The sequence below is a fragment of the Segetibacter sp. 3557_3 genome (assembly GCF_004354985.1).
In the GTDB taxonomy this organism is placed as follows: Bacteria; Bacteroidota; Bacteroidia; order Chitinophagales; family Chitinophagaceae; genus Segetibacter.
Window position 1 is genome coordinate 975,669 of the sequence record NZ_SMSK01000001.1, and the last position, 14,031, is coordinate 989,699.

Here is a 14,031-nt window from a genome sequence, read left to right on the forward strand (position 1 = left end):
GCATTAATACATTGTAGCCCGGCTGCTATTTGACTGTCTTAAATGTTAGCCCCTGCTGTTCGCATCGTTCATTCGAATTCTTCTTCCTTTATAAGTTTTCCCATCAACTGCTTTAATCATCTTTGGTGCAGCACTCTTTTCAATCTCAACCCAGCTGTTCATATCCTTCATATCAATCCGCCCCAAAACTTCTTTCTTGAGTTCGCTCATATCGAGAATAAATTGCAGGAAGCTGGCTTTGTAGAAACCATCTTTAGTTCCAAGGTTCACAAACAAACGCATATAATCTCCACTGCCTCCGAATTCGGTCCCACGGGTATCCCTTCTTCTTCCCTGTTCGCGATCATCGCGGCTAAAGGTCGCGCGATCCCTGCTGTCCCGAACAGTTGCACGAACATTAAGGTCCTCAGCATTTTCGTAATATTTAAGGAACCGGTCAAATTCCATTGCAGCAACCCGCTTTAGCACCTCCTCTTTGGTAACGTCTGCGAATTTCTCCTGGAGCATTGGAACATAGGTTTCGTAATCACCATGGCTCACATCAGTTTGTAGCAGCTTGTCCATGAAATAGAAAAACTGCTTGCGGCAAACATCTTTACCAGCAGGAATATCAAGTTTGTGAAATGGCTGTGCAACCATTCGTTCAATTTGCTTCAGTTTGAAAATTTCACGGCTATGTACAATCGACATACAGATACCCTGGCTTCCAGCCCGGCCTGTCCGTCCGCTTCTGTGTGTGTAAACCTCTACGTCATCGGGCAATTCGTAGTTGATAACGTGCGAAATGTCTTTTACATCAATTCCTCTTGCGGCTACGTCGGTCGCGATAAGTAGTTGTAAAGTCCTCTCCCTGAACTGACCCATCACCTTATCGCGTTGGGCCTGGGTAAGATCGCCGTGTAAGGCGTCGATGTCATATCCTTCCCTTGTGAGGCGCTCGGTTATTTCCTGTGCGTCAAGCTTTGTTCTGGTAAAGATGATCCCGTAAATACCCGGTGTAAAGTCGATGATCCTTTTAAGTGTTTCATACCTATGTTGAGCAGAAGTAACATAATACTGGTGATCTATACTGGCATTTCCGGTATTGACCTTTCCGACGGTAACTTCAATCGGGTTTTGCATGTAGCGCTTACTTACCTGCCTTACTTCGGGTGGCATGGTTGCACTAAAAAGCCAGGTGCTTTCACGCTTAGGTGTGTTTTTTAAGATAAATTCTATATCATCCCTGAAACCCATATTCAGCATTTCATCAGCCTCGTCGAGCACGACGTACTTGATTTGTTCAAGATCGATGGCCTTTCTTTCAATCAGGTCGATAAGGCGACCAGGCGTGGCTACGATGATCTGTACTCCTCTCCTTAGATCGCGGATCTGCATAGTGATGGACGTGCCGCCGTAAACAGCCACAACATTCATCCCTTTCAGGTGTTTTTTAAAAAGTTCTACTTCCTTAACAATTTGCATGCAGAGTTCACGTGTCGGGCAAACAATGAGTGCCTGAGGAAACTTATCGGAAATATTAATTAGTTGTAATAGTGGAAGTCCAAAGGCAGCAGTTTTACCTGTTCCTGTTTGAGCAAGTCCTACGAAGTCGGTAGTACCACTCAACAACACAGGTATCGCTTTTTCCTGGATGGGTGTCGGGTTCACAAAGCCTAATTCATCGGTTGCCTGAATTAACCTTGCGTCAATGCCCAACCCTTCAAATGTCATCATGTTTTATCAAAATTTTGCGCAAAGGTACTGTATATTCAACTTCGGGCATACAAGTAATGAACAGAAACCCCGCCTGAGACCTTCTGAGGCAGTGTAATTACTGTTAAACTACAGATGAATGCCGCATGTTGGTTATGCCGATGCGTTTGCTTGTTTAAGGTAGCCTGAGTAAGTGCCAAAAAAAAGCCGCCCTCAAAATGAGGACGGCCTCTATCGATTGCCTGCCTTATGAAATTTAATCAACTTTACAATGTGATGCAAGCCGTTGCTCTCACAGGAACTTTCAACCCCGTAACACTAGTCTTTTTTCTGAAGAGTGTCAATCTTTGCGTCGCGGCTGGAATCAATCTTGTTTGTCAAAGAATCTGTTTTTGACTCCAGTGAATCGATCTTTGCATCAGCAGATGAATCAACCCTGTTTGTCAAAGAGTCAGAAGTTTCTTCTGTAGAAGTTGCTGAATCGTTACATGCTACGAATGCGCCAAGTGCTAAAATCATTAACAGCTTTTTCATTTCTTGAGGTTTTAGTTTGTATAATTTGTAGTTGATACAGCAGAGAGAGAAAGGTAACCCGACCCATTCAGAAATTTTTTTAAAATTCTTTTGCGATTACTTTGGGTTACTTTTCGCACCAACAGGTATTAAAAATCACACATGTGAAATCGGAACCCAACGAACAACATCTATTAAAAGGTTTGGCGGAGAATGATGCCAAAACGGTGGAGATCTTATACAAACAGAACTTTGGGCTGATACAGAGTTTTATAACAAATAACAATGGTTCATATGATGACGCAAGGGATATATTCCAGGAAGCAATGATTGTGCTTTATGAAAATGTCAAGAACCCTTCTTTTATATTAACCTGTAAAATCAGCACTTATTTGTATAGTGTTTGCCGGAGGTTGTGGCTAAGAAAATTGCAACATAATAATCGTTTTGTTGCTCATGTGCAAAATCTTGAAGAAACGGTGCCCGTAGAAGAGGACATTGAAACAAACGACCGTCGTAATACAGATTTTGCAATTATGGAACAGTCACTGGGTAGTCTCGGCCAGCCATGTAAGGGACTACTTGAAGCGTATTACCTTCAGAAAAAAGACATGGCTGAAATTGCCGGGTCGTTTGGTTACACGAATGCAGATAATGCAAAGAATCAAAAGTATAAATGCCTGATGAGGCTCAAGAAATTGTTTTTTGCGAGTTATAAGAACGAGGACTAATATAATATGTTATGGATGAAATTTTACTTATAGATGCCGTTGAGCGCTATTTGAACGGCGAGATGACAAAAGAGGAACGGCTCTTTTTCGAAGAGTTGCGCAAGAATAACCAGGAGGTTGACCAAATGGTGGTAGAACACATGTTGTTTGTTCGCCAGATGAATGCCTTTGGTGAAAACCGCGCTATGCGCAGCACATTACAAACCGTTCACAACAATCTCAGTGAGTCGGGAGAAATCAGGAATGAGAACGTAAATACCGATAACCAGGTGATTAAACTTTGGCGGAGGTATAAAAAGGTTGTAGCAATTGCCGCAACCATCGCCAGCGTGACTGCTTTGGTAATAAGTGGACTGGTGACCTACTTTACCCCTGTTTCCAACAAAAACATGATCCGCGACCTGAACAGGAAATTACAGCAAATCAATCATACGCTGAATGTGCAGGGCAATCAAATTAGTGAGATAAAAAAGAGCAAAGCCCCTACTGACCAGATGCCTGCCAATGCCGGTACAAGCTTCCTGATTGATGGAAAAGGATACCTGGCCACAAACGCGCACGTTGTAAGCGGATCTTCGACCATATTGGTGCAGAACAGTAAAGGCCAGGAATTTAAAGCAAGGATTGCTTACCTGGATGAACAAAAAGATTTGGCTATTTTAAAGATTGACGATGCGGACTTTAAACCGCTTACAACCTTACCTTACGGAATAAGAAGAACCAATATTGATCTTGGAGAACAACTATTTACGCTTGGATTTCCGAAAGACGAAATCGTTTATAACGAAGGTTACCTAAGTGCAAAAACAGGTTATAATGGTGATACCATCAACTGCCAGATTGCTGTTAGCGCAAACCCGGGAAATAGTGGAGGTCCTGTATTGAACAAAAATGGCGAGGTAATCGGTATACTCAGCACCGCCCAGGTTCAAGCGGAAGGTGTTGTGTTTGCTATAAAATCAAGAAACATATACCAGGCGCTTGAAAACCTTAAGAAGGACACCAGCTATCAGAAAGTAAAAATGCCGGTTTCTTCAAGCATCAAGTCGCTTGACAGGGTTCAACAGATCAAACAGATTGAAGATTGTGTATATATGGTACGCGGTTTTACGAGATAATCAAAGAGACACTTATGAAAAGAGGGATTTGCAATGCAAATCCCTCTTTTGTTTTATCGAAATGTTTCTTTGACAAATTGCCTCCCGGACCTCAGTTCATGTTAAGCTTTCATTTAACCCGTGAAAGGCGGAGACTTAGTTCACTAACAAGCGCAGCTTAACATGTGAACGAAAGTGGGGTTTATTGGATGTAAGAGTCAGGAAGCCCAAAGATTTTGTGGATACTCGCCACTGTTTACGAGTTTGTCGAGACTTGCCTGTACACTCGGAGCATCTTCCTTATAAGTAACGCCAAACCATTGCGACTGGGTTGGGATAACTTTGATCACACCCTGACCAGACTTACTGAAATGGTCTGCAACAATAGGAATAAAGAACTCTGATTTTGGATTTGATGCATTTTGAACCAAAAACTCCTCAAACTGCTGAGCTGTAATATCGAATACATTAGGAGCAAAGCCCCAAAAGTTCATGCTTACTTTGCTGTCTTCACTCACCTCGTGTTTACCGCTTTCATCTTCATAGGTAATGCTGCCGCTTTCATCGCGGTATATCTTTGTTCTTTCGCTGATTGAGACCAGGTTTTGCTGATCATCAACTTCGCATACACCACGGCTTACACTCCCATTTTCGCTAAGTGTCCTTTTTAACTCATAGCCCACAATACACCAGGTTTTGTCGTTTACTTCGCTTGTTAAAAAGTCGTAAGCTTTCCTGAAAGCGTCGGTGCCATAGAAGTCATCTGCATTAATCACCGCAAATGGTTCTTTAACCGCCTCACGGCAGCAAAGTACCGCATGTGCGGTTCCCCATGGCTTGGTTCTCTCTGCCGGCAGCTCATGTTTCCCCAGGTGGTCACCCAACTTTTGATAAACATAGTCAGTAGCTATGCTTCCCTTCAGCTTTGGTTCAAACTGTTCTTTGAAAGCTTCTGCAAAGTCTTCCCGAATTATGAATACAACTTTTCCGAAACCAGCACGAATGGCATCATATATGGAATAATCCATAATGGTTTCGCCGCTTGGGCCGAAAGATTGCGTTTGTTTCATACTTCCATAGCGACTCGCCATGCCTGCAGCTAGAATTACCAGAGTTGGTTGCATAGATAAATTTTAAACTTTGCGAAACTAACTGATCGTGTATAATCAGCAAATAATTATTAGATGGACATAAAAACTTTGCCACTTGATTTCGAGAAGGTTTGTATAGAAGAGATCCAGGCAAGCTGGCTTTCAGAGAAAAACATTGGCCTGTCTGTGTTGCGCCTCGATAAACTCCACCCGGTAGTGAGTGGGAATAAGTGGTTTAAACTTAAGTATTACCTCGAGGAAGCCTTACTGCTCGAAAAACCTACGGTTGCCACATTTGGCGGGGCGTATTCAAACCATATTGTCGCAACCGCTTTTGCATGTAAAGCTTACGGATTACAGAGTGTGGGTATCATCAGGGGCGAACAGTCGGACGTGGCCTCTCCCACACTTTACCAGGCAGAAAGCTATGGCATGCAGCTGCTATATGTAAGCCGTGAACAATTCCGCGAGAAAGAAAAAGTTGCTGAACAGTTCGGCCAGTTCAACTGGTACTGGATAGGAGAAGGCGGTTATGGCTCTACGGGTGCAAAAGGAGCCGCGGAAATTTTAGGTCTTGCAAACCACCAGGATTACACCGACATCGTTGCATCGGTAGGAACAGGAACGATGCTTGCAGGCATCATACAATCAGCAAGGGAAAGTCAACGGATCACAGGGGTCAGCAGTTTAAAAGGAAATTTTTCGCTCGAGCAGGAAGTAAGAGACTTGCTTCCCATGAATGTAAAGCAACGACCGTTCAGGATCATTCACGATTACCATTTTGGCGGATATGGTAAACAATCAGAGGACCTTATCCAATTCATTCAACAGGTGTATGACGAACACCAGCTGCCCTTAGACTTTGTATATACCGGCAAATTGTTTTATGCGATCAAAGATCTTGTAAATGGTCAATACTTTAAGGATAACGCTTCGATACTGATGATTCATAGCGGGGGACTCCAGGGCAATGCTTCCCTGGGTAAAAGCCAGTTATCATTTTTGTAACAGCCCGGTAATTATCTTTGTTCAAAACCAAACTGCCGGTGAATCGATTATTAGCGCTGACCATAACTATACTGTTTTTTCAAACAGCCCAGGCACAGGATACTCTACCAAACTTTACCCTTGTTGAACGTGGTAATAAGGTAATCGTAAGTTGGGTGAATCCATATCCAAATTGCATTCAGTTAAACGTACAACGGTCATATGATAGTTTGCGTTATTTTCAAACGGTTTACTCTGCCGTATCACCGCAGCTACCGCAAAACGGGTTTACCGAAACCAAGATGCCTACTAACCGGATCTTCTATCGCATCTTTTACGTTTTGCAGGGCGGCTCATACTTTTTTACCAAAAGCCAAAGGGTTGGCGGCGCATTTACACCCGAACGCACCATCAGCCTCTTCAGCATCGGCAACAATCAGAAAAATATTACTGTTCAGCTGCGCGGAAGTGTATTTGCAACCTTGCCTCCGACCGGGTACCGCTTTTTCAGGGATTCAATCCTGAAGAATACCCGCGATACAATTTTTGCGCTTAACGACACAACCATACAATTGCTACCCTATTCTGGTCCGGAGTATTACAGGGCCTCCATGTACGTTTATACCATGCGCGATGGTGTGACAATTTCGTTGCCGAATGCCGCGAGCCGGAAATACAGCCTGAAATTTTTTGAAGAAGATGGAAGCCCATTGTTTAACATAGCCCATGTGAAGGAGCCACAACTGATTTTGGATAAGTCAAACTTCTTCCATGCCGGATGGTTCCTTTTTGAACTATACGAAGATGACCGGCTTAAAGAAAAAAACAAGTTCTTTATTTCAAAAGACTTTTAAGCCATCCGATGTTGCCGGGTTTAACTTACTTCTGCAGTCATTTCAGGGGTTGTTGCCGGAATAATCGTCGCCCCAAAGACACTTGAGAAATGATATAGCACCCTTGCTTTAAGCTCTTCCATGTCAATCTTGGTTCCGAGTTCCCGCTGAAGAGAAGTGACCTGTTTGTTGCGGATGCCGCAAGGAATGATATGGTCGTAAAAAGAAAGGTCCGTATTCACGTTTAACGCAAAGCCATGCATGGTGATCCATCTGCTGCAACGTATTCCCATAGCACAGATCTTTCTTTCCCGGCCTTTTTCGCCGGGATCTAACCATACTCCGGTTTCCCCCTGGCTCCTGTCGCCCTTAAGCCCGTAATCCCCCAGAGTGAGTATGATTATTTCTTCAAGACTCCTCAGGTACCAACCGATGTCAGTCCGGTATTGTTCAAGGTCGAGAATGGGGTAGCCAACGAGTTGACCGGGGCCATGAAAAGTGATATCACCTCCACGATTAATCCTGAAAAATTGAATGCCTTTTTGTTTTTGTGCCTCCTCGCTAATAAGTACGTGGGCAATATCCCCGCTTTTTCCAAGGGTGTAAACGGGCGAGTGTTCTACGAACAGTAAGTGGTCCTGTGTATGTAAATCCAGGCCAGGTTCCGTACGGAGCTTTGTTTTAGTAGCTACAGCTTGCTGAAGAAGTTTTTCCTGGTAATCCCAAATGGGCTGATAGGGCTTTTCACTTCCGAGATCCTGGTAGTGTATCTGGCGGTTCATAATAACAAAGCTATTGAAGTTTAGGCTGTTTTTTCCAAAGGTTGGCGCCCGGCTTACGCGCCGCTCATTTGTTTATTCGACATATAAGTCATCGAAAAGCTTCTATTGCCCCCTGCCCAAAAAGAACAATGCTGTACATCCGGGTGTTTTAGAAAAATTTTAGACAGAAATGGTACATCGACAAGTTATCTACCTGCTTCACCTCTCACCGATTATATGTACTTTTTAATCCAGTTTGTTTCGGGGCGGCTTGGTACATCAATAGATTTGTTGATTAATTCAAAAACATATAGTTGAATAGAAAGCTTCTTACCATAACCGTTCACATTGCCGCCTGGGCATGCTTCTTCCTCTTGCCCTTCGTCTTTTTTCCGCGTCCAAGGGATCCAAACTACCAGATGAGTGAGGCTGTCAGGTGGATGTTCATTTCTATAAACTTTTACCTCGTTGCGTTTTACTACCTTAATACGCAGGTGTTGATCCCCAACCTGCTTGCAAAAAAGCGCTATTTGTGGTACCTGCTTGCTATTATCGTCTGCCTGTTTCTCTTTATCCAGTTGCCGCGCTTGTTTGATGATGCCATTGCTGCCGAACTGCCGGAAAAATCAAGGTTCAGGCGGGGGCTTCGTCGCAGAACTTTGTTTCCATATCCATTTACGGGTTCTACCGCGGTATTCTTTCTGGTGTTTACTGTCAGTACGTGTATCAAGGTGATCCAGGAATGGTTAGCTGCCGAACAAACCAGGAAGGAAATCGAAAATGAAAAACTAAACACCGAACTTTCCTTTCTTAAGTCGCAGATCAACCCCCATTTTCTTTTTAATACACTGAACAACATTTACTCCCTTGCAGTTTCGAAAAGCGATGCCACGGCAGGTGCGGTAATGAAACTGTCGTCAATAATGCGGTATGTATTAAGCGAAACGAAACAGCACCTCGTTCCCCTTGAGAAAGAGATCACTTTTATTAAAGACTATATCAACCTGCAACAGGTCAGGCTTACCGATAAAGTTCATGTAAGTTTTAACGTGGAGGGCAATATCGACGGGCATTCAATCGCACCGCTCATTTTCATTCCTTTTGTTGAAAACGCTTTTAAATACGGGATCAGCACAAAGGAACATTCCGATATCGTTATCCTGGTAAAAGCGACTTCCAACGAAGTTCATTTGTATCTTGATAATCCTATAGTGTCCCAGGAAAAGCAACTGAATGAAAACACCGGCATTGGTCTTCAAAATACCCGGAGGCGACTGGAACTGCTTTACCCGGGAAGGCACACACTTGAAGTAAAGCCTGAGAACAATCATTTTCATGTTCACTTAATGCTAAAAAAATGATCAGAACAATTGCAATCGACGACGAACCTTTAGCCTTGAAGTTAATTGAAGAATATGCTTCTAAGATTCCTTTTCTTCAGTTGGAACACACCTTTACGAACACTGATGAAGCAAGGGCGTGGCTGAATGTAAACGAGGTTGACCTATTGTTGCTCGACATACAAATGCCAGATATCAACGGTTTACAATTCTATCGATCGCTTGCAGCAAAACCCCTCGTTATTTTCACAACAGCATACAGCGAATTTGCTGTGGAAGGCTTCAACGTGGATGCTATTGACTATCTCTTGAAACCATTTGAGTACGACCGTTTTCTCAAGGGTGTTTACAAAGCAAAAGAATATATCGAGTTCCTGAGCAGCCAGGACATGCAAATGGCATCCATATTTATCAAGGTCGATTATCAATTGATGAAGATCAACCTGAAGGAGGTTGAGCTGATTGAAGGTCTTGACGACTATATCCGGATCCATATTGCACCGAGACCTGTGCTTACCCTGATGACCCTTAAGAGCCTGCAGGAAAAACTACCCGCAAAAGAGTTCATCCGCATACATCGTTCCTATATCGTTCCCGTGAACAAAATCGAAAGCTTCGGCCGTAATAAGGTGAAGGTTGCCGGCAAAGAAATTCCGATCGGAAGCAGCTATACCGAAGTCTACCAACAACTGCTTAAAGCAAAGGGAATCGAAAATTAGTATCGATTCATTACCACGCTTATTCACCCCTACAACGATAATCAGGAGGCCCGCTTCCCTGTTGAAATCATCTGTTCCGATATAACCATCCTTTTAAATTCCTCAATTGACAGCCGTAGTCATGCTTTGCAGGAGTGCTTTTCGGCATAGCACCCACCTTCCCACCCCCTGGTTTATACAATTTGACCAACAATGACACCCGATTTATTATTTTGCAGCAGGTAGCAACAACAATGCGGTTCAATACTTCTGGTTGATCCACAATCATACCTGAAATTCTACTTATTATGGACTTCTTCAAAGAATTTAATATCAAACCTGAGAATGCGGGTGTCTCCACGGGAAACAACTGGCTTGATGGCGGCGGTGAACTTATTTCGTCCTATTCGCCCGTGGATGGAAAACTCATTGCAAAGGTGCGGTCAGCTGATGAAAGTTCATATCGCTTTGCAATCAGCAAAGCTGCGGAAGCATTTGAAGAATGGAAGATGTGGCCCTCTCCAAAACGCGGAGATATTGTCAGGCAAATCGGTGACGCGCTCAGGACTAAAAAGGAAGGTTTGGGTAGGTTGGTAAGTTATGAAATGGGAAAAAGCCTGCAGGAAGGATATGGCGAAGTGCAGGAGATGATCGACATTTGCGACTTTGCGGTAGGCTTATCAAGGCAGCTGCATGGGCTCACCATGCACAGTGAAAGACCAGGTCACAGGATGTATGAACAATGGCATCCACTGGGCATCGTAGGTGTTATCAGCGCTTTCAATTTCCCTGTTGCCGTCTGGAGTTGGAATGCAATGCTTGCATGGGTTTGTGGAGATGTTTGCATCTGGAAACCCAGCGAAAAGACACCCCTTTGCGGCATTGCATGCCAGGAAATTGTTGCTGCTGTTTTCAAGGAGAATGGCGTTCCTGAAGGTGTAAGTTGCCTTGTGCAAGGCGGCAAAGAAGTTGGCGAATGGATGGCAAATGACGGCCAGGTACAACTGGTTTCTGCAACAGGTTCCACACGAATGGGCAAGGCGGTTGGGGCAGCTGTAGGTGCGAGATTGGGGCGTTCGTTGCTTGAGCTTGGCGGCAACAACGCGATCATCATCAGCAAGGATGCTGACCTGGAGATGGCCCTTGTTGGTGCCGTGTTTGGAGCCTGCGGAACCGCGGGTCAAAGGTGTACGACCACCAGGAGGCTGATCATTCATCAAGACATTTACGAGGAGTTCAAGAACCGTTTGGTAAAAGCCTACCAGCAACTGCGCATTGGCAATCCGCTGGAGGAACACAACCATGTAGGACCGCTAATCGACCAAAATGCCGTGCATGCCTACCTTGATGCAATCGACCAATGCAAGCAACAAGGCGGAAAGTTTCTTTTGGAGGGAGGTGTGCTTACAGGAGAACAGTTCCAAAGCGGCTGCTATGTTCAACCCTGTATTGCTGAGGTAACAAACGACATGTCGATTGTGCAGCATGAGACTTTTGCTCCCATCTTGTACATGATTAAGTATTCAACCTTTGACGAGGCGATCCGGATTCAGAACGGGGTTCCGCAGGGATTGTCTTCTTCAATAATGACGCTGAACCTAAGGGAAGCTGAGTTGTTTCTTTCTTCAAAAGGCAGTGATTGCGGTATCGCTAATGTGAACATTGGCACCAGTGGAGCAGAGATTGGCGGAGCATTCGGGGGTGAAAAAGAAACAGGCGGGGGACGTGAAAGCGGCAGCGATGCCTGGCGGATATATATGCGAAGGCAAACCAATACCATCAATTATTCAACGAGCTTGCCCTTGGCACAAGGCATTAAGTTCGACCTGTAGCCGGATCAGTTACAATTGTCTTCTCCGAAGTAAATCATGAGTCGGGGCAAATTCCAGTAGATATCGTGTCGAATTTCATGCAATCATAACACCGGCTGAAACATGCTATAGAAAGGGATTGCTCATCCAGATAAGCGCTGTTTGGATCGGCTGTTACTTACAGCAATTTCTTATTCGCCTGGTTTTAGTATGCGTGCAGTTTATCGGAGGATCATCAAGAAGAGATCTGAAGGTACCTGGTCGCAGTTCAAATCTCAAAAGGAGACATCCATTTTCTCCTATTTACAGCAACAAATAAAGTAATCATTGTTCTGCTCGCAAATGCTCGGACCGCGGGTACAATAGCCTCTTCCCTTTCAATCTAAATAGTCAGGCGGGTATAGCTTCTGCTCATATTTATCAGCAATCGCGATCAATCTTTTCAGTTCACCAGCATCCGGAACATGAGGTTCTAAAAACGTTCCTGCTTCAACCGGAACACCTACTTCCTTAAAAAACTCCTCTAAACCAGAGGGTGTGACTGTGCACAGCATGTGAGCCGGCTTATCACCAAGATTTTTAAAGCTATGTACTGCTCCACCCAGAGGAATGTAAACCAAAGAACCTTCGGTTGCGATATACCTTCCGCCTTCCATTTTGAATTCAATTTCACCCTCTACTATATAAAAACTTTCCTGCATATTGGGATGAGCATGCGGGCCAGGACCACCTCCAGGTGGAACAACCATGTCTATTATGGCGTAACTACCACCTGTTTGTTGGCCCGAGATAAGGGTGCGATAAGTATTCCCCGCAATCGACAAGGACTTTCCTTCGTTGTGGTTTACGGTAAGAATTTTTGATTGAAGATCTGACATAGTAAATGTTTAGGAGAAAGGCTACTTCTGGAAACCAGTTTAAAGCCTTTCACACAAAACTCCAAATACAAACCCGAACAAAATAACCGTAAACAGCAACGAAATACTCCTATCCGGCAGCCAGAGAGCAACAAGGCTAGGAAAGCGTTGTACTTTTAGGAGGTGAGCAGTCTCATTACGTGATGGGGAACATACCAATGGCTCTTTCCATTCCATGTTAATCAATTACGCAGAACGGCTACGAATTGTAATAACCTCCATTATGATTTTTGAATTTACAGCATCTAAAGACTTTGACTTTATAACTGAATTTTCAGAAAAATTCAAGCTTCCTGTTCGGGATGGCCTCCTCACATTTCCTGGTGCAATAGGTCAGGGATATATTCGTAAGATTGGATTTAGCCCGGATTTCAGGATACTGATGCATCATTATATTCTCAAAGAAGATTTTGTCATTGTTCGCAATGCTACTAAAGTACCTAATGACCTGATAAGCATCTTCTACTATAATAATGAACAACCGCTTGACCTCGTCTACAACGAACAAAATTCTCTCAGGTTTTCGCGTAAAAATGAGTCTGCCATCCAGGTAACGACCAATGATCTCAATTCCATCATTCGGTTCCCGGCTAACACCGAGATACATTATATCGTCGTTGGCATTACAGGTCAAAAACTTGCTACTCTGCTGAATGTAGAAAAGCCAAATAATTTACTACAAACCATTACGGGTGGTTATGCAAGTTTATAACATGCGCAAAGTACAAGGGCAATTGACTCCTTCAACCAGATAAAAAAATCGGCCTAATGATTAAATCAAAAATCATATGCCTTTAAGTTGCCGGGGATCAAACCCCCAAAAATTGCAGATCATTTCAAAAGCCGGTCAGTTCCTTGGTGTGATCGATCTGAACTATTTCCATCCGAAGAACTGCAGACATACTGCAATAAGCATCTGATCTAAAATCAATACTTCTTTAAACACCTCTGGATTTTTCTTTGTGCACCAACAGCTGAATAGTATTCAACATCGTTGTGTCACTCACTTGTACATGTATTTATCTATTCAGCTTTACTTGTGTTTTGCGCTCGTTCGGGTTTATAGCAATGAAGCCCATCCGATAATGCGATAAATTATACTTGCAGAGTCTACGCAAGTTGTTTCACGAAATTGAAACACGGAAAAGGCCTAAGTTAAAATACCCTCAGGCTTTAGTATTGCTTTGCTATGAGCCACAATATTCAGTAAGGTTTAGCATAGCCGCTGCAGATACTTGTGTGTCCAGCCTGCCTTATGTGATACTTGAAGCAGTTTGAATGTGCGTTTTTAAAATGGCGAAAAGTATAATCTAAGAAAAGCCTTTGTAGAAATAAAAAAAGGTTCAGAACTTTTTTTGTTCTAAACCTTTATTTACTAGGTGGGAGCACACGGGTTCGAACCGCGGACCCTCTGCTTGTAAGGCAGATGCTCTAAACCAGCTGAGCTATGCTCCCTTTCGATTGGAGTGCAAATATAGCTACCGAATGCATTCGCCCAAACTTTTTTTTATAAAAAATGAGATCGTATTCAGTGGCTTAAATCGGGTACAAACTTCA

General features: G+C 43.6%; 13 protein-coding genes and 1 tRNA gene. 8 read left to right on the top strand and 6 right to left on the bottom strand.

Annotated elements, in window-relative coordinates; genetic code table 11:
- Window positions 1-45: 45 nt before the first annotated feature.
- Entirely contained in the window at window positions 46-1,716 is a 1,671-nt protein-coding gene (locus tag EXU57_RS03455; protein WP_133266751.1) for a DEAD/DEAH box helicase, read from the bottom strand.
- Between the two features lie 297 nt (window positions 1,717-2,013).
- Window positions 2,014-2,229 carry a hypothetical protein gene (locus tag EXU57_RS03460; protein ID WP_133266752.1) on the bottom strand — a complete coding sequence of 72 codons (216 nt, stop codon included), beginning with the start codon at window positions 2,227-2,229 and terminating at the stop codon, window positions 2,014-2,016.
- A 143-nt stretch (window positions 2,230-2,372) separates the two neighbouring features.
- Here EXU57_RS03460 and EXU57_RS03465 point away from each other — a divergent pair, with 143 nt between their 5' ends.
- Window positions 2,373-2,939 (top strand): RNA polymerase sigma factor, encoded by a 567-nt coding sequence (locus EXU57_RS03465; RefSeq protein WP_133266753.1) that lies wholly within the window; start codon window positions 2,373-2,375, stop codon window positions 2,937-2,939.
- 11 nt (window positions 2,940-2,950) lie between these two features.
- Window positions 2,951-4,057 (top strand): S1C family serine protease, encoded by a 1,107-nt coding sequence (locus EXU57_RS03470; protein WP_133266754.1) that lies wholly within the window; start codon window positions 2,951-2,953, stop codon window positions 4,055-4,057.
- 197 nt (window positions 4,058-4,254) lie between these two features.
- Here EXU57_RS03470 and EXU57_RS03475 read toward each other — a convergent pair whose 3' ends face one another.
- Entirely contained in the window at window positions 4,255-5,160 is a 906-nt protein-coding gene (locus EXU57_RS03475) for an NDP-sugar synthase (RefSeq protein WP_133266755.1), read from the bottom strand.
- Window positions 5,161-5,220: 60 nt separating this feature from the next.
- Between EXU57_RS03475 and EXU57_RS03480 the strand changes: the two genes are divergently transcribed.
- Window positions 5,221-6,135: a 1-aminocyclopropane-1-carboxylate deaminase/D-cysteine desulfhydrase gene (locus EXU57_RS03480; protein WP_133266756.1), complete on the top strand. Its 915-nt coding sequence runs from the start codon at window positions 5,221-5,223 to the stop codon at window positions 6,133-6,135.
- Between the two features lie 38 nt (window positions 6,136-6,173).
- Window positions 6,174-6,968, top strand: coding sequence for a hypothetical protein (locus tag EXU57_RS03485; RefSeq protein ID WP_133266757.1), 795 nt, complete (start codon window positions 6,174-6,176; stop codon window positions 6,966-6,968).
- Window positions 6,969-6,988: 20 nt separating this feature from the next.
- Here the strand turns inward: EXU57_RS03485 and lipB are convergent, their stop codons facing one another.
- Window positions 6,989-7,729: a lipoyl(octanoyl) transferase LipB gene (gene lipB, locus EXU57_RS03490; RefSeq protein WP_133266758.1), complete on the bottom strand. Its 741-nt coding sequence runs from the start codon at window positions 7,727-7,729 to the stop codon at window positions 6,989-6,991.
- A gap of 293 nt (window positions 7,730-8,022) precedes the next feature.
- Between lipB and EXU57_RS03495 the strand changes: the two genes are divergently transcribed.
- From EXU57_RS03495 to EXU57_RS03505, 3 genes are all read left to right on the top strand, one after another.
- Entirely contained in the window at window positions 8,023-9,069 is a 1,047-nt protein-coding gene (locus EXU57_RS03495) for a sensor histidine kinase (protein ID WP_133266759.1), read from the top strand.
- The gene (locus EXU57_RS03500; RefSeq protein ID WP_133266760.1) at window positions 9,066-9,767 is read left to right on the top strand and encodes a LytR/AlgR family response regulator transcription factor; all 702 of its coding nucleotides are present in this window, start codon (window positions 9,066-9,068) and stop codon (window positions 9,765-9,767) included. Before EXU57_RS03495 ends, EXU57_RS03500 begins: the two co-directional genes overlap by 4 nt.
- A gap of 287 nt (window positions 9,768-10,054) precedes the next feature.
- Entirely contained in the window at window positions 10,055-11,578 is a 1,524-nt protein-coding gene (locus EXU57_RS03505; RefSeq protein ID WP_133266761.1) for an aldehyde dehydrogenase family protein, read from the top strand.
- A gap of 356 nt (window positions 11,579-11,934) precedes the next feature.
- On the opposite strand, the gene EXU57_RS03510 is transcribed toward EXU57_RS03505, so the two are convergent.
- Window positions 11,935-12,435, bottom strand: coding sequence for a cupin domain-containing protein (locus EXU57_RS03510; protein WP_133266762.1), 501 nt, complete (start codon window positions 12,433-12,435; stop codon window positions 11,935-11,937).
- Between the two features lie 262 nt (window positions 12,436-12,697).
- On the opposite strand from EXU57_RS03510, the gene EXU57_RS03515 reads away from it, so the two are divergent.
- Entirely contained in the window at window positions 12,698-13,186 is a 489-nt protein-coding gene (locus EXU57_RS03515) for a hypothetical protein (RefSeq protein WP_133266763.1), read from the top strand.
- A gap of 668 nt (window positions 13,187-13,854) precedes the next feature.
- Here the strand turns inward: EXU57_RS03515 and EXU57_RS03520 are convergent.
- Window positions 13,855-13,929, bottom strand: a tRNA-Val gene (locus EXU57_RS03520).
- Window positions 13,930-14,031: the final 102 nt, after the last annotated feature.